The organism is Nocardia sp. NPDC058518 (assembly GCF_042719655.1).
Taxonomy (GTDB): domain Bacteria; phylum Actinomycetota; class Actinomycetes; order Mycobacteriales; family Mycobacteriaceae; genus Nocardia.
The window spans coordinates 263146-285254 of sequence record NZ_JBHXNJ010000005.1 but is presented as its reverse complement, the minus strand read 5'-3'; the positions used below and the strand labels follow the sequence as shown (position 1 = coordinate 285254).

The following is a 22109-nucleotide window of genomic DNA, read 5'->3' as shown; positions in this document are numbered from 1 at the left end:
CGCGATGCCGTCACTGTAGTGACTCGGGGTTACTCATCGCAACGCAACGGCCGCCTGTCGTTGCGTTATCTTCAAATCTATCGCAACAATATCTAGGCATCTAGCTGCAATTATTCGGATCGATCGCCGTCCTATTGATTGCTCAATATTGGAAAGCTACGTAGCGTTTCCAGTGTCAGGAAAGAGAGATTCACCCAGCAAGACCAGGAGAAACAGATGCGGAACAACAGCAGTGCCTCGACCGATTCGACCTGGACCGGAATGGTGCCGGTCGATGACACGGCGCTGGCCGTGACCGACACCGGCGGACCCGGCATCCCGGTGCTCTATGTCAACGGCCACGTCGCCAGCCAGCGGAACTGGCGGCCGGTGATCGCCGAGCTCGGGCCGGGCTGGCGCCACATCACCTACGACATGCGGGGCCGCGGCAGGTCGAAGACCTCGGCGGACTATTCGTTCGAGACCAATGTCGCCGACGTCGACGCGGTCCTCGCGGCCCGAGATGTGCGGCAGGCGTTGGTGATCGGCTGGTCCTACGGTGCCTTCGTCGCGGCGCACTGGGCCAGTCGCAACCCCGAACGGACCGTGGGCGCGGTGCTGGTCGAGGGCGCGCAGCCGCACGACTGGATCGACGAGATCGACATCGAGGGCATGCGCAAACTGTGGCGGCGGATGAGCTGGGTGATGCCCCTGCTGCGCCCGATCGGGATGGCTCCGCGCATGACCGCCGAACAGATGGCCGATAGCAACATCGAGGCAGGCGAGATCGCCCGCGAGCGTGCGCTCGGCCCGGTCATGGACGACATCAGCGTCCCGACCCGCTATGTGAACGCTTCGGGGGCCTCGTTCGGCAGCAAAGGCGACGAGCAGGAACGCATCCGCGCCAGCCTGCACAAGGTGGTCGAACGCAACCCGAACATCGAGATCCACGCCAAGGTCGCCAGCAACCACGGCAGCATCCTGCGCAAGGACTTCCGAACTGTCGCCGAGGCTGTCCGCGTGGTCGCCGAGATCGCCCGCGAGCCGCGGTGAAGATCGAACTCGGCGGCCACGTGACGAGTCAGTTCGCCGCCGAGTGCGCCGACGGGACTACGCCGAGTTGCTGCATCATCCCGAGGGTGTCCCAGGATGCCCAGCTCTCGATGATCTTGCCGTCCCGGAAGCGATTGATGGTAATTCCCTGAACAACTGCCGATTTGCCGGTGGCGGGCATTCCCATCATCTCGCCTTCATTGGTTCCTGTTCCCGTCCATCGGGTCGTGACGAAGTCGCCTTCAGCGATCTGTTCGTTGATCAGGAACCGTTGATCCGGGAAAGCCGTGAGATACATCTGCACGAGCCGCTTGAGTCCGTCGGGGCCGTGGATCTCCGCGAACGGGTTCTGCGGATCGTGGTTGATGGAGTCGTCGGCGATCAGCTCGTCGAATGCATCGAGGTCTCGCGCGTTCCACGCGTCGAAGACGCGCTTCGCTGAAGCCTTGTTCTGCTCTGACATGGCGTTTCCTATCCAGTAGTTACGCCGAACCGGCGAAGAGGCTCGTAGTCGCTACAGTCAGGATTCGCCGCGCCCGGCGTTCGGCATGGTGTGACGCGGCCGCGCTGCCGACGGTGAATCCAGTCGTCACAACCCGATATCAGGACGCTGCCATCACGGAGGATGCCCGCCCGAATGTTGCCCGGCATGCATTCAGCTGCCCGCCGGTCGCAAACCTTGAAGCCGGTATACGCAAATAATTGTGCGCCTTTTTCGTGAGCAAGGTAAGGGGCGACAGCGAGAAAGCGCAGCCGGATACAGCGCGGGCGACGAGTGTTCAGCGGAGGAGGTCGGCTGCCTTCTCGCCGATGACCACCGCCGGGGCGTGGGTGTGGCCGCGGATGATGGCCGGCATCACCGAGGCGTCGGCCACGCGCAGGCCGTCGAGGCCGCGGACCTTCAGATCGGGGGTGACGACGCCGGCGGCGTCGGTGCCCATCCGGCAGGTGCCGGTCGGGTGGTAGAGGGTGTGGGAGTGCCAGGTGAGGGCGTCCTCGAGGGTTTCCTCGACCGTCGGCTGTTCCCGTTTCGGCTGCAGGAATCGGCCGATTCGGGAGCCGAGCGGCTCGGCGGTGACGATGCGGTGGGCGATGCGCAGTCCGGCGAGCAGCGCGGCACGGTCGGCGCCGTCGGCGTCGGACAGGTACCGGGGATCGACCAGCGCCTTGGCCATCGGGTCGGCAGAGGCGAGGGTCACCGTGCCGCGACTGCGCGGCTGGAGCAGGATCGGGCCGATGGCGATGCCGTGACCGGGCGCGATGCCGATCCCCTCGTCGTAGAACGGGGCAGGCCCGAAGATGATCTCGAGATCCGGCAGTTCGAGTTCGGGCCTGCTGCGCACGAAGCCGTACGCCTCACCCACATTGGACGTGAGCATGCCCTGGCGCCGCGCGAGGTAGTTGAGCAGCTCCAACGGCTTCTCCGCGGCGAACAGCGTGTCGGAGTCGACCTCGAAACCGAGCAGCGAGATCAGGTGATCGGTGAGGTTGCGGCCGACCTCTGGCAGGTGGTGCACGACCGGAATGCCGTGGCGGCGAAGCTCTTCCCGGTCACCGATGCCGGACAGCTGCAGCAACTGCGGGCTGTTGATCGCCCCACCGCACAGCACCACCTCCTTGCGGGCGCGCACGATCTGGGTGGTGCCGTCCTTGCGGTATTCGACACCGACTGCCCTGGTGCCTTCGAACAGGATCCGAGTCGCCTGCGCACCGGTGAGCACGGTCAGATTCGAACGCTTGCGCGCGGGCTTCAGATAGGCGTCCGCGGTGCTCCACCTGGCGCCGCGCTTCTGGCACACCATGGTGTGCGTGAAGCCTTCGGGCTGCGGCAGATTCGCGCGCTCCCGCTTGAAACCGGCGTGTTCGGCCGCGGCGAGGAAGTCGTCGGTCCAGCGGCGAGCGCTGCGCTGGTGCGAGATCCGGAGCGGTCCGGAACGGCCCTCGTCGGGTTCGGCGGCGTCCTCGACGGACTCGATGCGCCGGAAGTACTCGACCACGTTCGCGAACGACCAATCCGGCCCGGCGAGGCGGGCCCATTCGTCGTAGTCGGCCGCGAAGCCGCGGACCCACATCATCGCGTTCATCGACGACGACCCACCGAGCATCTTGCCGCGCGGCCAGAAGATCTGGCGGTCACCGAGTTCAGCCTGTGGGGTGGTCAGGTAGTTCCAGTCGAGCTCGGTCTGGAACAGCTTCGAGAAGGCCGCCGGAATGTGGACGGCCTGATTCTTGTCCTCGGGTCCGGCTTCCAGGGCGATAACGCTCGTGGCAGAGCGCTCAGTGAGCCGTGCGGCGAGCACCGCGCCCGAGGATCCGGTGCCGACGACGACGTAATCGGCGATGGTGTTGTTCATCTGATTCTCCCGGGGAGTAGGGCTCAGCCGCGCAGGGCGGAAGCGAAGATCTGGGGCAGGCGAAGCCAGCCCGGGTCGGCGCCGAATTCGGCGAGGAGCCTGCCGGTGCTCGCGGCGGTCTTGTTGCCGACGAACCACGGCGGCTTCGGCGAGATCGCGAACTCGCCGCGCAACAGCGACCGCGGCGCCGGGCGGAACGGGCCACGCACGACGGTGCGCTCCACGCGGTCGATCAGCCAGGCGTTGTGCACCACGCCGATGCCGCTCTGCACGTCGTCGATGGTGTGACCGGGGAAAGCGCCCCAGGACGCGGTCGGCGTCAGGTAACCGACGCCGGTCCACGCGTTGATCGCCACCGTGCCGTAGCGCAGGTCCTCGATCAGCTCGTCGAATGCCGCACCGAGCTCGGAGATCGTGGCAGGCGCGGCGATGATGTTGACGCCGAGTGTTCCGACGAACGCCTCGTTCGCGGTTCGAGCCGCCAAATGGGTGAATTCCGCTCGGGTTCCCGGCAATTCGACCACGCCGAGCACCGGCGCGAAGTACTCCTCGGCCAGCAGCGGCTCGGCCGGGGACGGCGCGACCCCGGTCACCAGCAGCCGGCCACCGCCCGGTCCGAGCCGCTCTGCTCGGGGATAGGACTCACCGGCCCGCGCGACACGATCGTCGCTGCCCGGGTAGTACGCGCGGCGAGCCGGTGCCTTCGCGAGCGCGTCGCGCACCGCGGCGAGGAATTGATCCTTCTGCGCCCAGTCGGCCGAGATGATCAGCGCCTGGGCGGCGACACAGTTGTAGCCGCCGTTGTGCAGACGCTGGGTCGCCACATGCTCGGCTTGGAAAGCGATGTCGGCCGCGCTCCAGTCACCCGGCAGCACGATCGTCGGTGACACGCCGCCGAGCTCGCTGGTGACCGGCTTGGTCAGCTTCGGCGTGCCCGCCGATTTCCGCTCGTCCGCTTCGGGTCCGGTGCCCCAGACGATCGCGTCGTGGGTGCGCGCGCTGCCGGTCATGTGCACGTGGTCGACGAGGTCGTGTTCGATCAGGTAGCCGCCCACCTCGGCGCCACCGGTCAGCAGCCGCACCGCGCCGAGCTCGATCAGCGGAGCCAGGATCTTGGCGAACACCGGCAGCATCGGGTCGGTGATCGGGTTGAGCTTGAGCGCGACGACCCGATTGTGCGCGATCAGCTCGTAGAGCACGTCCAGCGGCGCGATCGAGGTGATGTTGCCCGCGCCGAGTACCGCGCCGATCCCTTGTGTCCGGCTCGGATCCAACTGGGCCAGACCGGCATTCGCTTTCGCGGCGGCACTGCTGACGCCCCGCTGCAACCACACCTGCGCGCTGAACCCGTTGAGCAGCAACGCGTCGAACGGGCTCGCGGGCAGCACATCCACGGTGACCCGGTCGCCCGCGATGCCGAAAGCGGCCTTGTCGAGCGGGCTCTCGCCGCGTGCCAGGACATCGAGCGTCTTCGACAGCGCACCGAGCCCTGCGGCCATCACATACGGTCCCGAGATCCACTCCTCACCGACCAACGGCGAGGACGCCGCGAGACCCTTGATGCCGACGGCCGCGTCGACCCACTCCTGAGCGTGCCGCCCGGTGAGCTCGCGCACCCGGTCCAGCAGCGCACGCCTGCCGGACAACGAGGTGGCCGCCCACTTCTTCTCGCCTTCGGCGAGCTCGGACAACGCCACATCAACAGCGGCACGGGCGGGCTCTGCCTTCTTGGTGACCACTTGCGATCCTCCACGACTCTTGGGACGGTCCGCGGCGCGCGGCGGACGAGATGACTCGATTCTGTCGCGGCCGACCAGGCGGGCACCATGTGCGCCCGTTGCGGATCGACCCCCCTCCCGATTGTGCTCGAGCACAACAGCGGCGTGACGTGGCTCATGCCGGTTCTCGAATGATCCGGTCATCGATACCGGATATCGACCACAGTCACCAGAAGGCACGGTGTGCTCGTGCACAACATCGAGGTGGCGTCGATCACGTCGGATCCCCTAGCCTGTAGGGGTGACCGCACCACCGCCCACCACCGACGCGCCGCCCCTCGGGCTGGCCGGGCTACTGCTCGACTCGGTCGAGACGATGGCCGAGGAACTCGTTCATCGCATCGCGGGCGCGGACCGTTCCTATGCCGATCCGGGACTGCTGACGGCCGAGGAACTCCAGCAGGCGTGCCTGGCGAACCTCACCGCGATCATCAGCGCCCTGGCCGGAATCGGGCCGACGCGGCTGCACTCGGCGCGCGCGGTCGGTCGGCTCAAGGCCGAGCGCGGGGTCCCGATCGCCGCGCTGCTGCACGCCTACCGGCTCGGTGGCCGACTGACGTGGGAGGAACTCACCGCCCGATCCGCCGGTCCGGGCGACCCGCGGCTGCACGATCTCGCCACCGACCTGTGGGAACTCATCGACACCTTCTCCGACGCGGCGGTCGAGGCCTATCGCGAGACCGAGATCATGCTCGCGCACGTCGATGCGCAGGCCCAGAGCCGTTTGATCCGTACGCTTTTCGACGATCACTCCGACAATCCGGCCCACACGCTGAGCGCGCTGCGCACGTTGGGCCTGTCCGAGAACGGCACGTTCGCTGTCGTGGCGATCGAGACCACCGACCCCGGCGCCACCCTCCCCGGCCGCCTGATCGGCGCGTTGCGAGATCTCGGCGCCGGGTCGGTGTGGGATTCACAGATCGACTCACACACCGGGTTGCTGTCCTCGACGACAGCGGCGGCGGTCGAACGTGCGGCCGCGGCGCTGGCCGAGCTCGTCGAGGGACGGATCGGCCTCAGCGCCATCTTCACCAGCCCGACCGCCATCCCCGGCGCGCTGACCGAAGCCCGCCTCGCCGCTCGCAGCGCGCGCCCTGGCGCGCACACCGTCGTCCGGTTCGGCAGCGAGCCCGTCGCGCACCTGCTCGTCACCGTGCCCGAGGCCAGTCGGCGCGCCACCGCCCAGATCCTCGGGCCCGTGCTCCGGCTGCGCGCGCCCGAGCGAGACGATCTGATCGCCGCGCTCGACGCGTGGTACCGATGCCGCGGGTCGACCGCCGCGGCCGCCGAGCAGCTGCATTGTCACCGCAATACGGTGCGCTATCGCCTGCGCAAGATTCGCGACCTCACCGGACGCGACACCGCCGACCCGGTGCATTCGGCGGAGCTGCACCTCGCGTTGCAAGCAGTCACACTCCTGGGGCCGTAGCGGGCGGATGCAGATCGCGGCCCTTCGTCTCCGCGGTGAGGGCGAGCGCGCCGAGGGCCAGGGCGGCGGTCCCGGCGACGATGACGCTCAGCGGCACACTCGAGCCGTCGAAGGTCGCCAGCAGGCTCGCGGCGATCATCGGGGTGAAGCCCGCGCCGATCAGGGCCGCGCTCTGGTACGCGATGGACACTCCGCTGTATCTGATCCGGGTGGGGAACATTTCCGACAGCAGCGGTGTCAACGGCGCGTACATCGCATTCTGCAGCAGCTGGGCGAACATCAGGGCGGCCGTCATGATCCACAGCGAGTGGGTGTTGATCAGGGCATAGAGCGGGAACGCGAACAGGATCGCCCCGACCGCGCCCGCCATCATCACCCGACGCCTGCCCAGCCGGTCCGACAGTGCCGCGCACAAGGGAATGGCGACGATCGAGACCCCGACCACGAACAGCAGACACCGCATGACATCGCCTACCGCGTAACCGATTCCGGTGGCGTAGGCGATGATGTGCGAACTCGTCAGGGCGGTCAGCGCGAACGGCGCGATCCCGGCGATCACGGCGAGAGCGACGGGTCGTGGCTGCCGCAGCACCTCCAGCGCGGGGGTCGACGGACGACGCTCCTGCGCGGCCTCGAACACCGGACTCTCCGCCACCCGCCGCCGCACATACAGGCCGAGCACCAGCAGGGCCGCACTCAACAGGAACGGCACCCGCCAGCCCCACGTCGTGAACACGGACTCGGGCAGCTGGGTCACCACGGCGACGGCGGCCGTCGACAGCAGGAACCCGAAAGGCGTGCCCAACTGCATGATTCCCGCCCAGCGACCGCGACTGCCCGCCTCCGCGTGCTCGACCACCATGAGCGCGGCACCGCCCCATTCGCCACCGACAGCGATGCCCTGCACCACCCGCAGCAGCACCAGCAGCACCGGCGCGGCCGCTCCGATCGTGTGATAGGTGGGCAGCAGGCCGATCAGCGCGCTCGAGGTGCCCATCATGACCATCGTGATCATCAGCATCGATTTGCGGCCGAGCCGATCGCCGAAGTGACCGAAGATCACCCCGCCGAGCGGGCGGGCGACGTAGCCGGCGGCCAGGGTGCCGAACGACGCGATGGTGCTCAGCGCCGGATCGGATCCGGGGAAGAACAGCGGCCCGAACACCACCGCGGCCATCGTCCCGTAGAGAATGAAATCGTAGTACTCGATCGTCGTCCCCAGCAGACTCGACAACGCCGCGCGCCGCCGTAGGCTTGCGTCGATGCCCTGCGGGACAACGGGATTCGTACTCTCGGGTGCTGGCATACTCAAGGAGTCGCTCCTTCACGGTCGCATCGCGGAACCCGCCGAGATTCCCAGCGCGACAGCACCGTCGGCAATGCCCGCAGCCACTGAGCGGGAGCCATGTGAGAATGCGGCCATGACCATCAAGTTCGATGCGCTCGATGCCGCGTTGCTGGCCGAACTGGCCAGTGACCCGCGGCGGCCGATTCTCGAACTGGCGCAGCGGCTCGGGGTTGCCCGCAATACCGTGCAGGCGCGGATGCGGCGGCTCGAGTCCTCGGGCGCCGTGCGGGGTTATCCGCCCGATATCGATGTGCAGGCGATCGGGTTCGCGGTGCACGCGTTCCTCGGCATCGAACTCGATCAGAACAAGATGGATCCGATCATCGAGACGCTGCGTGGGTTCCCGCACGTGCTCGAGGTGCACGCCACCACCGGCCGCGCCGATCTGCTGGTCCGCATCGCCGCGCGATCCCAGCAGGACCTGCTGGAGATCATCCAGCGGGTGCACGCCATCGACGGCGTGAAACACACCGAGACGATGCTCGCGCTGGCCACCCCGATCGGGTACCGGAGCCTGCCGCTGGTCGAGCATCTGACGAATGCGCCCGATGTGACCTAGATCTCCACATCTCGAGCAGATTGACGCAATCTACTCAGTGGCGTAGGTCACTTTTGAGCAGTCTGATCAACTTTTCGGCCGACTGTTGACACAGATCACCATGCCCGGCACATTTCGCTGCACCGAGAGCACATTCCTTCGCGCAGTGAGGTGACCATGACCAGCGTCGTCTGTTCCACCGCCCGACCGCTGGCCGACCCGGCCGCTCCCTACGACCTCGCCGATCGCTACCGCTCCGGCGCGGGCCCGGTGCTGCTGACCGGGGTCCAGGCCATCGCCCGGCTGCTGGTGGAACAGCACGTGCGCGATATCCGTGCCGGTCGCCGCGTCGCGACGTTCGTCTCCGGCTACCAGGGCAGCCCGCTGGGCGGGGTGGACAAGATGCTGCTCGGCATGCCGGAGGTGCTCACCGAGCACGACATCACCTTCGTCCCCGGATTCAACGAGGAGCTGGCCGCCACCTCGGTCTGGGGCAGCCAGGCCGACCTGCCCGCAGGGCAGTCGACCCACGACGGTGTGGTCGGTGTCTGGTACGGCAAGGGCCCCGGCGTCGACCGCGCGACCGACGCCGTCCGGCACGCCAATATGTACGGCGTGAACCCGCGCGGCGGTGTGCTGCTGCTGGTGGGCGATGATCCGGCCTCGAAGTCGTCGACGGTGCCCGCGGTGAGCGAACGTTCCCTGGCCGCCATGGGTGTGCCGGTGCTGTTCCCGCGCAATGCCGAGGAGATCATCACCCTCGGCATGCAGGGCATCGCGATGTCGCGGGCCTCGGGTTGCGTGGTGGCGTTGAAGATCGTCGCCGATGTCGCCGACGGGGCGTGGACGGTCGACGCCGCGGTCGCGGATCTCGCCGTGACCGTTCCCGAAGTGCAGTGGGAGGGAAAGCCTTTCGTCTACCGGCAGCGGCCGATGGCGGCGCCGACCGACAGCGTGCTCGCCGAGGCGGACCTGTACGGGCCCCGCTGGGCGACGGTGCAGGCCTACGGCGCCGCCAATGCCCTCGACGTGATCGAGGTGGACCCGGCCGAGGCGAAGGTGGGGATCGCGGCCACGGGCACCACCTTCGACGCGGTCCGGCAGGCTCTGCTCGACCTCGGTGTCGACGAGGCGACCATGCATCAGGCCGGAATCCGCTTGCTGCGCATCGGCATGCCGTATCCCCTGGGCACGGCCGCGCTCACCGAGTTCGCGCGGGGGCTCGAGCAGTTGATCGTCGTCGAGGACAAGACCGCGTTCATCGAGACGCAGGTCCGCGAGATCCTCTACGGCACCCCGGACGCGCCGCGCGTGCTCGGCAAGCAGGACGAACGCGGCGCGCGACTGATGCCGGTCGACGGCGAACTCACCGCCGGGCGGCTGCTGGCGCCGCTGCGCCGGGTGCTGCGCGGGCGGGTGGAGCTGAAACGAGCTGCGCCGCCCGCACTTCCGCTGGAAGTTCTCTCCGCCAAGCGCACGCCCTACTTCTGCAGCGGCTGCCCGCACAACCGCTCCACCGCACTGCCCGAGGGCTCGATCGGCGGCGGCGGCATCGGCTGCCACACCCTGGTCACCATGTCCGGGCGCACCGACAGCGCGGTCACCGGGCTCACCCAGATGGGCGGTGAGGGCAGCCAGTGGATCGGGCAGGCACCGTTCACCGACGTGCCGCACCTGTTCCAGAACATCGGCGACGGCACCTTCTTCCATTCCGGGCAGCTGGCGATCCAGGCCTGTGTCGCAGCCGGAGTGAACATCACCTACAAGCTGCTCTGGAACGAGGTCGTCGCGATGACCGGCGCCCAGGACGTGGAGGGCGGACTCACCGTCGCGCAGCTGACCCACAAGCTCACCACCGAAGGCGTGAAGCAGATCATCATCTGCGCCGACGAACCGAAACGCCACACCAAGCGCGCACTGGCCAAGGGTACTCTGCTGTGGCATCGTGACCGGCTCGACGAGGCGCAGAAACTGCTGCGCGAGGTCGAGGGCGTCACCGTGCTGATCTACGACCAGCACTGCGCCGCCGACGCGCGCAGGCAGCGCAAGCGCGGCACGCTGCCGACCCGCAACACCCGGGTGGTGATCAACGAGGCCGTCTGTGAGGGCTGCGGTGATTGCGGCGCCAAGTCGAATTGCCTGTCGGTGCAGCCGGTCGAGACCGAGTTCGGGCGCAAGACCCGCATCGATCAGACCTCGTGCAATACCGACTACAGCTGCTTGGACGGCGACTGCCCCTCGTTCGTGACGGTGGAGGTGGTCCCGGACAAGGGAAAGACCGAGCCGCGCAAGACCGTTGAGCCGCCCGCCGTGGCCGACCCGGGCGTGGACGCACCGCAGCGCACCCAGAACGTGCTGATCGCCGGGATCGGCGGTACCGGCATTGTGACAGTGAACCAGGTGCTGGCCACCGCGGCCCTGCGCGCCGGGTACGAGGTGGAGAGCCTGGACCAGATCGGCCTGAGCCAGAAGGCCGGTCCGGTGCTGTCCCACTTGCGGTTCTCCGCAACGGAATTGGAGCCCGCCAACCGACTCACCCCGGGCAGCGCGGACTGCTTGCTCGCCGTCGACCTGCTCACCGCGACCGATCCGCGCTACCTCCAGTACGGCGATGCGGCGAGCACCGTGGCCGTGGCCTCGACGAGCCAGACCCCGACCGGCGACATGGTCTTCGACAAGTCGGTGGCCTACCCGGAGACGGACACGCTGCTGGATCGGCTTGCCACGGTGACGAATTCGATCAGCTGTTTCGACGCACTCGCGGCGTCGCTGACCCTGTTCGGGAACACGGCGGCGGCCAACTTCCTGATCGTGGGCGCGGCCGTGCAGACCGGCGGACTGCGACTGCCCGTCGCAGCGATCGAGGAGGCCATCGGGATCAACGGTGTCGCGGTGAACGCCACCATCGCGGCGTTCCGGTGGGGGCGAGTCGCCGTCGCCGATCCGGCCGCGTTCGCCGCGGCGGTCGATACGGGGCGGCCACAGCGCACGCAGCCGGTGGCACCCGCGGAGTTGCTGGCGCACACCAGCTTCGAGGGCGAGGTGCGGCGGCTCGTGGAACTGCGAGCGGCTCAGCTGATCGGCTACCAGAACGCGAAGGTGGCACATCGCTACATCGAGACGGTCGAATCCGTGTGGGCGGCAGAGCGTTCTGTCACCGAGCGGACCGATTTCAGCGAGGCGGTCGCGCGCGGGCTGTTCAAGTTCACGGCCTACAAGGACGAGTACGAAGTGGCCCGGCTACTCGTGGACCCGGACTTCCTCGCCGACGTGCAAGCCCAGGTGCCCGGCGGTGAGAAGCTCACCTACAAGTTGCACCCGCCGATGCTGCGCGCACTGGGCCGCGACAAGAAGATCGGGCTCCGTCCGAAATCGCATGTGGCGCTGAAGGTGCTGGCCAAAGGCAAGTTCCTGCGCGGCACCAAGCTCGACCCCTTCGGCTACGCCCACGTCCGCAAGGTCGAGCGGGAACTGCTGGTCCACTACACCGAACTCGTGCGCCGACTGGCCGACGATCTGACCACAGACAACTACGAAACAGCCACGGCGGCAGCCGCACTGACCGATGTGGTGCGCGGCTACGAGGACATCAAACTCGGCAACGTCGAGCTGTACCGCGCCGGGCTACGCGAGCTCGGCATCGAGTCCTGACCGGCACACCGCCGCACGACACCGGACACTCCGCCGCGACTCCCGCGGCTGAGCACATCGCCGCGCCCCGTGGCACCACCACGTCGCCGCACCAGCGGCACAACTGAACCGCCGCTGACCCGCGGCACCACTACCCCGCGCCCCAGGGCACAACCCTGGTCGCGGCAACCGGAAAGGAAATCGACAGTGACCGTTGTGCACACCGAGGCAGGAGTCTTCGGCCGATCGCACGAGTTGAGCGCCCGCGCCCACGAGCAAGTGGTGTTCTGCGAGGACGACAGGTCCGGGCTGAAGGCGATCATCGCCATCCACTCGACCGCGCTCGGCCCCGCCCTCGGCGGTACCCGCTTCTTCCCGTACGCCGACGAATCCGCGGCACTCCAGGACGTGCTGCGCCTGTCATGGGGCATGACCTACAAGGCCGCGGCGGCGGGGGTGGACCTCGGTGGCGGCAAAGCCGTGATCATCGGTGATCCGGCCGTCCACAAGAGCGAGGAATTGCTCGCCGCCTACGCGCGTTTCGTCGAAACCCTGGGCGGGCGCTACATCACCGCCGGTGACGTGGGTACCAACACCGATGATCTGGATGTGATCGGCAGGCACACCCGCCATGTCACCGGCCGCAGTGTCGGCGCGGGCGGCAGCGGTGACAGTGCTCGGCTGACCGCGCTCGGCGTGTTCCACGCGATGCGGGCCGGTGCAGAATTCGCCTGGGGTGCACCGACACTTGCCGGTCGAACGGTCGGCGTGGAGGGCGTCGGCAAGGTCGGCCGCGAACTCACCGCCCTGCTGCTCGCCGACGGCGCCGAGGTCTGTGTGACCGATGTCGACGAGGCGGCGCTGCGGCGGATCGCCGACGAACTGCCCGCCGTACGGCTGCTGTCGGCAGTGTCCACCGCGCCGGTCGACGTCTACGCCCCGTGCGCCATGGGAGCCACGCTCACCGCGGCCGGCGTCGCCACCATCGAGGCGAAGCTGATCTGCGGCGCGGCCAACAACCAACTCGCGACACCCGAGGTCGAGCAGGCGCTCACCGACCGTGGCATCACCTGGGTGCCCGATTTCGTCGCCAATGCCGGTGGCCTCATCCAGGTGGCCGGTGAACTGCGCGCCGCCGCGCCTGCCGAGGTCGAAGCAGAGGTCGCCGACATCTACCCGCGCTGCCGGGAGATCATCGCCGACGCCATCACCGAGGGGATCGGCACCGGTGCCGCCGCCAACCGGTTCGCCGAGCGCCGTCTCGATGCCATTCCGAGGTCGCTCTGATGATGAACAAGAGCGGCCTGTTCCGCACCAAGTCCGTCGAACAGTCGATCCGCGACACCGATGATCCCGATGCCAAGCTCCGCAAGGATCTGACGGCCAAAGACCTGACGATCTTCGGTGTCGCGGTGGTGATCGGCGCCGGCATCTTCACCCTCACCGCGCGCACCGCGGGCACGGTGGCGGGACCGGCGGTCTCGCTGGCCTTCGTCTTCGCCGCGATCGCGTGCGGGCTCACGGCCCTGTGCTACGCGGAGTTCGCCTCGACCGTGCCGGTGGCGGGCAGCGCCTACACCTTCGCCTACGCCACCTTCGGCGAGGTGATCGCCTGGATCATCGGCTGGGATCTGATCCTGGAGTTCGCGCTCGCGGTGTCGGTGGTCGCCAAGGGCTGGTCGCAATACCTCGGCGAAGTGCTCGGATCGTCGGCGCCGGTGGTCCACCTCGGGTCGGTGACCTTCGACTGGGGCGCGGTGCTGATCATCGCGGTGGTCGGCGTGCTGCTCGCTACCGGGACCAAGTTGTCGTCGCGGGTCTCGGCCATCGCCGTCGCGATCAAACTGGGCGTGATCGCCCTGGTACTGGTGGTGGGCGCGACCTACTTCAAGCCGTCGAACCTCACGCCCTACATTCCGCCCGCGCAACCGTCGGAGAAGGCCGAGGGGATGCACCAGTCGCTGTTCGCCTTCCTCACCGGATCCGGTGGCACCAGCTACGGCTGGTACGGCCTGCTCGCCGCGGCCAGCCTGGTGTTCTTCGCCTTCATCGGCTTCGACGTGGTCGCCACCACCGCCGAGGAGACGCGCAACCCGCAGCGCGACGTCCCGCGCGGCATCCTGGCCTCACTGGCGATCGTGACGGTGCTCTACATCGCGGTCTCGGTGGTCCTCACCGGCATGGTGTCCTACACCGAACTCGCCGACGGCAACGCCACGCTCGCCACCGCCTTCGCCATCCACGGCGCGACCTGGGTGAAGAACATCATCGCCATCGGCGCGCTGGCCGGGCTCTCGACCGTGGTGATGGTGATGTTCCTCGGCCAGACCCGGGTGCTGTTCGCCATGGCCCGCGACGGGCTGCTGCCCCGCGGTCTGGCCAAGACCGGCAAGAAGGGCACCCCGGTTCGGCTGACCGTGCTCGTCGGTGTGGTGTGCGCCCTGCTGGCCGGCTTCGTCGATTTCGGCACGCTGGAGGAAATGGTCAATATCGGCACGCTGGTCGCCTTCGTGATGGTGTCGATCGGGGTGCTGGTGCTGCGCCGGACCCGTCCGGAGCTGCCGCGTGGCTTCCGCGTCCCGTTCGTGCCGGTGGTTCCCGTCCTCGGCGCACTGGCCTGCCTGTGGCTGATGGTCAACCTCTCGATCGAGACCTGGCTGCGCTTCGTGATCTGGATGGCCCTCGGTGTCATCGTCTACTTCGCGTACGGCCGCAGACACTCGATCCTCGGCCGGGAACGACCACAGCCCGAGCAACCGGAGTTGACACCGGTCCGCTAGCCCGAAACACGCTGGGCCGTCACCTGCTCGACCAGCGAGCAGGTGACGGCCCAGCGTGCGTCCGCCCCCGCGAGCAGTCACTTTTCACAGCCTGTGGCACTCAGTGCCAGGTCAGGTGAAATAATCCCCTGGACAACCAGGGCAATGCGATGTTGGGAGTACGGCAGTGGAGTTGATCGGTGTAATCGGTGGCGGCACGATGGGCGCGGGGATCGCGGAGGTGTGTGCCAAGGCGGGCAGCTCGGTGCTCGTGCTGGAGACCAAGCCGGAGTTCGCGGAGGCGGCCCAGAACCGGATCGCCACCTCGATCGCCCGTGGCGTCGCCAAGGGCAAGATCACCCAGGACGACGCCGACGCGGTGCTCGCGCGGGTGCGCGTCACCCTGGACATGAACGAGTTCGCCGATCGCGACCTGGTGATCGAGGCCGCACCGGAGATCGAGGCGCTGAAGTACGAGATCTTCGGCAAGCTGGACAAGATCGTCAAGCCCGAGGGCATCCTCGCCACCAACACCTCCTCGATCCCCGTGATCAAGGTGGCCGGGGCGACCGAGCGGCCCGAGCGGGTCGTCGGTGTGCACTTCTTCAACCCCGTCCCGGTGATGCCGCTGGTCGAGATCATCTCGACCCTGGTGACCGCGCCGGAGGCGGCTGTGGCCGTCACCGACTATGTGAAGAACACCCTCGGCAAGATGGCCGTGCAGGCCGGTGACCGCTCCGGGTTCATCGTCAACGCGCTGCTCATCCCCTACCTCTGTTCCGCGATCCGGATGCTCGAGTCGGGCTACGCCACCGCCGAGGACATCGACGCGGCGATGAAGGGCGGCTGCGGCTACCCGATGGGCCCGCTGACGCTGCTCGACACCGTCGGCCTCGACATCGCCCTCGCGGCGTCGGAGTCGCTGTACGCGGAGTTCGCCGAGCCGCACCTCGCCCCGCCCGCGCTGCTGCGCCGGATGGTCGACGCGGGCCGGCTGGGCCGCAAGACCGGGCGTGGGTTCTACGACTACGCGAAGTGATGCTCTGTCCCGCAGGAGCTCGTGCTCCTGCGGGACGGCACGCCCGACCTCACGCGGACGTCAGGTTCTCCGCTTCGGGCTCCGGGAAGAAGCCGATGTCGATGTAGTGGTCGAAGTAGCGGGTGATGACCGTGGCGTCGACCGCGGGGAACTCGATCGGCAGGCCGCGGAACGGTTCGGCGGGAGCCGATTCCACGACGGTCAGCACCGCGGCCGGGTTCGCCTGGGCGATGGCGGCCGCGTAGTTGCCGCTCAGCGCGGATGCCCGAGCCAGGATGGGGTCGGCGTCCGGGCGTTCGGCGGCGGTGGACAGCTGGAGGCCGAATTCCATCGGGTCGATGAAGTCGAACCGGTAACCGCGACCGCGGATCTCCTCGTAGACGACCTGCAGCGGCACCTGCGCACCGGCGGCCCGGAAGATGTTGCCGATGGCCGCGGTCTCGCGTGACCGGCTGACGATCCCCGCCGCGACATGGTCGACCGGGGCCATCTCGATGCCGATCGCTCGCACATCCACGGCCACACCGAGCACCAGCATGGCACGCAACATCGTCCACCAGGCGTCTTCGGCGGGAGCGACGCCCGTGCGGGAATCGCCGGTGATCAAGCCGGGACGGTAGACGGCGATGGGAATGCCACGCTCGATCGCGGTGTGCACGAGCTGCTCGGCGACCCACTTGGTCATCGCGTAACCGGGCAGACCGGCGGGCACACCGTTGTCCTGCGGGATCCCGGCCAGCACCGACAGTGTCGACACATAGTGGATCGGCTTGACCCGGGTGGTGGTCGCCAGCCGCAGCACCTCGGTGGTGCCACCCACATTGGCCGCCCGCATCCGGGCATACGGCTCGAGGTGGTTCACCAGCGCGCCGTTGTGATAGATCGCGTCGGCTCTTGCGGCGAGTTCGGCGAAGCGCAGCGGGTCCATGCCGAGGTTCGGTTGCGCGAGATCGCCTGGGACGCCGACGATTCGGTCGAGGTAGGGCCGCAGGTCGATGCGATACTTCGCGGCCGTCGAGACCACGCGATCCACGGCGCCCGGATCATCGGTAGCGCGGACAAGGCAATGGATGGTCGCGGTGGTCTGCTCGAGCAGTTCGCGCAGCAGGAAGCTGCCGAGGAACCCGGTGGCGCCGGTGAGCAGCAGTGTGGCCGGTTCGCCGGTGCGCTGGGGTGCGCAGCCGGTGAGGTCGATCGACGGATCGAGGACGGCGTCGATCGCCGGATCGGGGCCTGCGGCCGAGGCCGACGACTCGTCGCGCAGGGCCAGTGCCAGGTCGCTGACCAGCGGATAGCTGAACAGCAGGCGCAGCGGCACCTCGATGCCCAGCTGCTCGGCGATGGTGGCGCGCACCCGGATCGCCGCGAGCGAGGTGCCGCCGAGGACGAAGAAGTCGTCGTCGCGGCCGACCCGTGCGAGGTCGAGTACCTCGGCGATGGCCGTGGCGACGATCTGCTCATCGGCGGTGGCCGGTGCCTGGTACTCGCGGATCTCCACGGCGGGCGCGGGCAGCGCCTTGCGGTCGAGCTTGCCGGTCGCGCCGAGCGGGAATTCGTCGAGCACCAGCAGGCGGTGCGGAATCATGTACGGGGGCAACAGGGTTCGGATGGTCGCGAGCACCTCGGCGGTGTCCACGGAAGTATCAAGGGGTGTCACGTAGCCGACGAGCTGTTCGTGGTGCACCGCGACCGCCGCACCAGCGACCGCCGGATGCGTGCGCAGCGCCGCCTCGATCTCACCGGGTTCGATGCGCAGACCGTGCAGTTTGAGCTGAACGTCGGTGCGGCCCAGGTAGGTCAGGTCACCGGACGGGAGTCTGCGCACCAGATCGCCTGTGCGGTACATGCGTTCGCCGACGGGACCGTACGGGTCGGCGACGAATCGTTCCATCGTCTTGTCCGGGCTGCCGAGGTAGCCGCGGGCCAGCTGCGCACCGGCCAGGTACAGCTCGCCGGGCGTGCCGACGGGCACCGGCCGCAGCCGCGCATCGAGGACGTAGGCGCGAGAGTTCCAGTGCGGCACGCCGATCGGGACGGTACCGGCACCCACGTCGGTCACGTCGGCGCCGGTGATCGACACGGTGGCCTCGGTAGGGCCGTACAGGTTGTGCAGTCGGCCCGCGGTGACAGTGGTGAAGCGGTCGATGGTGGCGTTCGGCAGTGCTTCACCGCCGACCCACACCGCCCGCAGCGAACGCAGGGCGCCCGTCGGGGCGGAATCCAGGAGCATCTGCAGTACCGAGGGCACGATGGTGGTGCCGGTAACGCGGTGGCGGGCAATGAGTTCGGCGAGGTAGGCCGGATCGGTGAGTCGCTGCGAGGCGGCGACGATCATGTGCGCGCCTGCCCGCAATGGGGTGGCGAAACCGATCATCGAGGCGTCGAAGGTGAACGGAATCGACTGCAGGACAGTGTCGGACTCCCCCACGCTGTACTCGCCGACCATGAACGCGGCCTGGTTGACGATCGCCGAATGCGGCACGCCGACACCCTTCGGCTTGCCCGTCGAGCCGGACGTGAAGATCACATACGCCAGGTCGAGGGTGTGCAGCGGGCGCAGCCGGTCGGCGTCGGTGAGCCAGGCGTCCGAGAAGGCCGACAGCGCGACCCGGTCCACCGAGACGACCGGCAGCCCATCGGCTTCGATCGCATCGCCGGTGGTGGTCAGCAGGCACACCGGCTGTGCGGCGGCAAGGATGTCGGCACGACGTTCGGCGGGCGAATCGGGATCGAGTGGCACGTAGGCACCACCGGCCGCGAAGACCGCGTACATGGCGACGACGAGATCGATCGAGGGCCGAATCGCCACGCCCACCGTGCTTCCGGGGCCGACACCGTCGGCGACGAGCAGCCGGGCCAGTCGGTTGACGCGGCGGGCCAGCTCGCCGTAGCTCAGCGTGACCTCGCCGAAGGTGACCGCGGGCGCGTCCGGTCGATGCTGCGCGCGGGCTTGGAATTCGTCGAGCAACGTCGAGTCCGCGACCAGGCGGAGCTCGCCCGACGGCTCGGTCAGCTCGTCCGCGGTGAGCAACGGCAGGTCACCGACGGGCCGGTGCGGTGCGGCGACGGCCGCGGTCAGCAGCCCGGCCAGGCGCGCGCCGAGCGTCGCCATGGTCGAGGCGTCGAACAGGTCGGTGGCGTAGCGCCAGGAGCAGCGCAGACCGGCGGGCCCGTCGCCGTCCTCGAGCGGAACGACGGTGAGCTGCAGGTCGACGGGCGCGGCTTCCTCGCCCAGATCGACCGCCGACAGCGTCAACTCGGGCAGTTCGAGGCGCGTGGCGCCGAAGTTCTGGAACGACAACGCCACCTGGTACAGCGGGTGGTGGGCCTGGGTGCGCGGCGGATCCAGTTCGGCGACAAGACGTTCGAACGGCACATCGGCATGGGCGAAGGCGGCCAGATCGATATCGCGGACCCGATCCAGCAGGGCCGCGAAGGATTCGGCGGCGTCGACGCGGGTGCGCAGGACGACGGTGTTGACGAACATGCCGACGAGATCGTCGAGCTCGGGTTCACCGCGGCCGGCGACGGGAGCGCCGACGGTGACATCGTCGGTGCCTGCGACCCGCGCCAGCAGCACCGACAGCGCGGCCCGCACCACCATGAACAGTGAGGCGTTGTGTTCGCGTGCGAGGGCTTCCAGTGCGGTGTGCACCTGCGCGGAGACAGCGAAGTCCTGTGCGGCACCCCGGGTGCCCGCGACCGGTGGGCGCGGCCGGTCGGTGGGAAGCTCGAGCAGGGCGGGGGCACCGGCGAGCGCGGTGCGCCAGAACGCGAGCTGCTCGGCCAGCAGCGAGCCGGGATCGTCTGCCGCGCCGAGCATTTCCTGCTGCCAGAGCGTGTAGTCCGCGTACTGCACGGGCAACGGTGCCCAGCCCGGCGCCGCACCGGCGGCACGAGCGGCGTAGGCGGTCATCAGATCGCGAGTCAGCGGGCCGAGCGAGAAGCCGTCGGTGGCGATGTGGTGCACGACCACCGCGAGCACGTGGTCGGTCGCGGAGAGCTGGAACACGGCCGCGCGCACGGGAACCCGCCGGCACACATCGAACCCGCCGAGCGTCAGCCGGGCCAGTTCGCGCGGCAGGTCGGATTCGGTGATCGGGTCGACCATCACGTCGAGACCCGCCTGGGCCACGGGCAGGACCTGCTGGAAGCCCGCGCCGCCGTGCTCGGGGTACACCGTGCGCAGCACCTCGTGCCGTTCGAGCACGTCATCGAGGGCGGCGGTGAGCGCGGCGGTGTCGAGCGGGCCGGACAGACGCAGCGCGACCGGGATGTTGTAGGCACTGGATTCGGGATCGAGTCGCGCCATGAACCACATGCGCTGCTGGGCGAGCGAAAGCGGAACGTGCGCACCACGTTCGCGCCGGGTCAGCGGCACGCGCACCGACGCGGCACCGACCAGCGCGTCGAGGGCGATCGCCAGCTCTGCCACCGTGCCGTGCTCGAACACGGTGCGTGCGGGTACCCGCACACCGGCCGCGGCACCGAGGCGACCGGCCAGCTGAGTGGCCAGCAGCGAGTTGCCACCGAGGGCGAAGAAGTCGTCGCCGCGCCCGATCAGGTCCGCGCCGAGCAGCTCGGCGAAGACCGCCGCCACCGTGCGTTCGGTGTCACCGCGAGGTTCCTCGAACTCGCGCGCGACGAGTTCCGGCGCGGGCAGCGCCCGGTGATCGAGCTTGCCGACCGGCGTCAACGGCACCTCGTCGAGCCCGACGATCGCGGCGGGCACCGCGTGCTGGGGCAGATGCCGCTCGGCCAGCCGGGTCAGCGCCGCGGTGTCGATCGTGGCACCCGCGGCCGCGACGACATAGGAGACGAGCGCGCTCTCGCCGCTGGGCAGCGTCCGGATGAGCGTGGCGGAGAAACGGACCGTGTCGTCGGCGGCGAACAGTGCGTCGATCTCGCCGAGTTCGATGCGGAAGCCACGCAGTTTCACCTGCGCGTCGGTGCGGCCGAGGAATTTCAGGCCGAACCCGCCGGGCACCGGCACCCATTGCACCAGGTCACCGGTGCGGTAGAGCCTGCCGCGGCCGAGCGGGTCGGCGACGAACCGGCTCGCGGTGAGCCCGGCCCGGTCGTGATAGCCGCGGGCCAGACCCTCGCCGGCGAGGTAGAGCTCGCCGGGCACGCGGTCCGGAACCGGACGCAGCCGGGCATCGAGGACCAGCGCCGTCATCCCGGGGATCGTGTCGCCCATGGTGATCACGTCGTCGGCGGTCAGTCGATCGCTCATCGCGCAGACGATGGTGGTCTCGGTCGGGCCGTACACGTTGAAGAACGCGCGGCCCGGCGCCCACTGGGCGATCAGCTCGGGCGGATAGGCCTCGCCACCGACTGCGAGTGCGGCCAGTTCGGGCAGCGCCGCCGCGTCGAGTCCGGCCAGCGCCGCGGGCGTGATGAAGGCATGGGTCACGCGTTCGGCGCGCAGCAGTCCGGTCAGTTCGTCGCCGCCGTAGACATCGGGCGGCGCGATGACCATGGTCGCGCTCGCCCCGATCGCGAGCAGCATTTCCAGCATGCTGGCGTCGAAGCTGGGCGAGGCGAAGTGCAGCGTGCGCGAATCGGCGGTGATGCCGAAGCGGCGGACCTGCTCGGCACACAGACCGGCCAGGCCGGTGTGGGTGACCGCGACGCCCTTGGGGACGCCGGTCGAGCCGGAGGTGTAGATGATGTAGGCGAGATCGTCCGGGGAGAGCCTGCGAACACGTTCGCCCGCGGTCACGGGTTCGTCCGACATCGCGGCCGACTCGGCACCGAACTCGTCGGAATCGATGCGGAGCCACTGGATCCCAGCGTCGAGCCGGGCGGCGTCCGCCACCTTGGCCAGCCCGAACGCGGCACCGGAATCGGCGAGCATATGGGCGACACGTTCGGCCGGGTAGCGCGGATCGACGGGCACGAAGGTGACGCCCGCCTTGGCCGATGCCCAGACCGCGACCACGGACTCGATCGAACGGGTGAGCGCGAGGACGAAACGGTCACCGGGACCGAGGCCGCGCGCGATCAGCACCCTGGCCAGGCGCGAGGACCACTGGTCGAGTTCGGTGTAGGTGAGGGTCTGCCCGTCGAATCGCAGCGCGGGCGCCTCTGGAGCACGCTCGACGGCGGCCAGCAGGAGCCGCGGCAGCGTGGACGACACGGGCGCACGACGATGTCGGCGTGCGGCGCGTCGGCGGACGCCAGAAGCTTGCTCTGTCAC

Annotated in this window: 12 protein-coding genes; 7 read left to right on the top strand and 5 right to left on the bottom strand. The window is 68.8% G+C overall.

Annotation, left to right across the window (positions count from 1 at the left end; all coding sequences use genetic code 11):
- Nucleotides 1–216: 216 nt before the first annotated feature.
- Entirely contained in the window at nt 217–1032 is an 816-nt protein-coding gene (locus ACFWPX_RS12120; protein ID WP_378927461.1) for an alpha/beta fold hydrolase, read from the top strand.
- Between the two features lie 28 nt (nt 1033–1060).
- Here ACFWPX_RS12120 and ACFWPX_RS12115 read toward each other — a convergent pair whose 3' ends face one another.
- The 3 genes from ACFWPX_RS12115 to ACFWPX_RS12105 form a co-directional block, all read right to left on the bottom strand.
- Nucleotides 1061–1495: an ester cyclase gene (locus ACFWPX_RS12115; protein ID WP_378927460.1), complete on the bottom strand. Its 435-nt coding sequence runs from the start codon at nt 1493–1495 to the stop codon at nt 1061–1063.
- Nucleotides 1496–1811: 316 nt separating this feature from the next.
- Nucleotides 1812–3386, bottom strand: coding sequence for a GMC family oxidoreductase (locus tag ACFWPX_RS12110; protein WP_378927459.1), 1575 nt, complete (start codon nt 3384–3386; stop codon nt 1812–1814).
- 23 nt (nt 3387–3409) lie between these two features.
- Complete coding sequence (locus ACFWPX_RS12105; RefSeq protein WP_378927458.1) at nt 3410–5125, bottom strand: aldehyde dehydrogenase family protein; 1716 nt, start codon at nt 5123–5125, stop codon at nt 3410–3412.
- A 280-nt stretch (nt 5126–5405) separates the two neighbouring features.
- On the opposite strand from ACFWPX_RS12105, the gene ACFWPX_RS12100 reads away from it, so the two are divergent.
- Nucleotides 5406–6593: a PucR family transcriptional regulator gene (locus ACFWPX_RS12100; RefSeq protein WP_378927457.1), complete on the top strand. Its 1188-nt coding sequence runs from the start codon at nt 5406–5408 to the stop codon at nt 6591–6593.
- On the opposite strand, the gene ACFWPX_RS12095 is transcribed toward ACFWPX_RS12100, so the two are convergent.
- On the bottom strand, nt 6574–7899 hold the full coding sequence (locus ACFWPX_RS12095) for an MFS transporter (RefSeq protein WP_378927456.1): 1326 nt from the start codon (nt 7897–7899) through the stop codon (nt 6574–6576). The genes ACFWPX_RS12100 and ACFWPX_RS12095 overlap by 20 nt on opposite strands.
- Before the next feature lie 115 nt (nt 7900–8014).
- Between ACFWPX_RS12095 and ACFWPX_RS12090 the strand changes: the two genes are divergently transcribed.
- The 5 genes from ACFWPX_RS12090 (at nt 8015) to ACFWPX_RS12070 (ending at nt 15907) form a co-directional block, all read left to right on the top strand.
- A complete protein-coding gene (locus tag ACFWPX_RS12090; protein WP_378912578.1) occupies nt 8015–8500 on the top strand; it encodes an Lrp/AsnC family transcriptional regulator in 486 nt (161 codons plus the stop codon).
- 156 nt (nt 8501–8656) lie between these two features.
- Complete coding sequence (locus tag ACFWPX_RS12085; protein ID WP_378927455.1) at nt 8657–12130, top strand: indolepyruvate ferredoxin oxidoreductase family protein; 3474 nt, start codon at nt 8657–8659, stop codon at nt 12128–12130.
- Between the two features lie 186 nt (nt 12131–12316).
- Nucleotides 12317–13396: a Glu/Leu/Phe/Val dehydrogenase dimerization domain-containing protein gene (locus ACFWPX_RS12080; RefSeq protein WP_378927454.1), complete on the top strand. Its 1080-nt coding sequence runs from the start codon at nt 12317–12319 to the stop codon at nt 13394–13396.
- Nucleotides 13396–14889, top strand: coding sequence for an APC family permease (locus tag ACFWPX_RS12075; RefSeq protein ID WP_378927453.1), 1494 nt, complete (start codon nt 13396–13398; stop codon nt 14887–14889). Before ACFWPX_RS12080 ends, ACFWPX_RS12075 begins: the two co-directional genes overlap by 1 nt.
- 166 nt (nt 14890–15055) lie before the next feature.
- A complete protein-coding gene (locus tag ACFWPX_RS12070; RefSeq protein ID WP_378927452.1) occupies nt 15056–15907 on the top strand; it encodes a 3-hydroxybutyryl-CoA dehydrogenase in 852 nt (283 codons plus the stop codon).
- 49 nt (nt 15908–15956) lie between these two features.
- Here the strand turns inward: ACFWPX_RS12070 and ACFWPX_RS12065 are convergent, their stop codons facing one another.
- Nucleotides 15957–22049, bottom strand: coding sequence for an amino acid adenylation domain-containing protein (locus tag ACFWPX_RS12065; protein ID WP_378927451.1), 6093 nt, complete (start codon nt 22047–22049; stop codon nt 15957–15959).
- Nucleotides 22050–22109: the final 60 nt, after the last annotated feature.

Excerpts from the sequence above, each read along its gene's own strand:
- ACFWPX_RS12085 (WP_378927455.1), top strand. The coding sequence starts at position 8,657 with ATGACCAGCGTCGTCTGTTCCACCGCCCGACCGCTGGCCGACCCGGCC.
- ACFWPX_RS12075 (WP_378927453.1), top strand. The coding sequence starts at position 13,396 with ATGATGAACAAGAGCGGCCTGTTCCGCACCAAGTCCGTCGAACAGTCG.
- ACFWPX_RS12095 (WP_378927456.1), bottom strand. The coding sequence starts at position 7,899 with ATGCCAGCACCCGAGAGTACGAATCCCGTTGTCCCGCAGGGCATCGAC.
- ACFWPX_RS12120 (WP_378927461.1), top strand. The coding sequence starts at position 217 with ATGCGGAACAACAGCAGTGCCTCGACCGATTCGACCTGGACCGGAATG.
- ACFWPX_RS12090 (WP_378912578.1), top strand. The coding sequence starts at position 8,015 with ATGACCATCAAGTTCGATGCGCTCGATGCCGCGTTGCTGGCCGAACTG.
- ACFWPX_RS12110 (WP_378927459.1), bottom strand. The coding sequence starts at position 3,386 with ATGAACAACACCATCGCCGATTACGTCGTCGTCGGCACCGGATCCTCG.
- ACFWPX_RS12115 (WP_378927460.1), bottom strand. The coding sequence starts at position 1,495 with ATGTCAGAGCAGAACAAGGCTTCAGCGAAGCGCGTCTTCGACGCGTGG.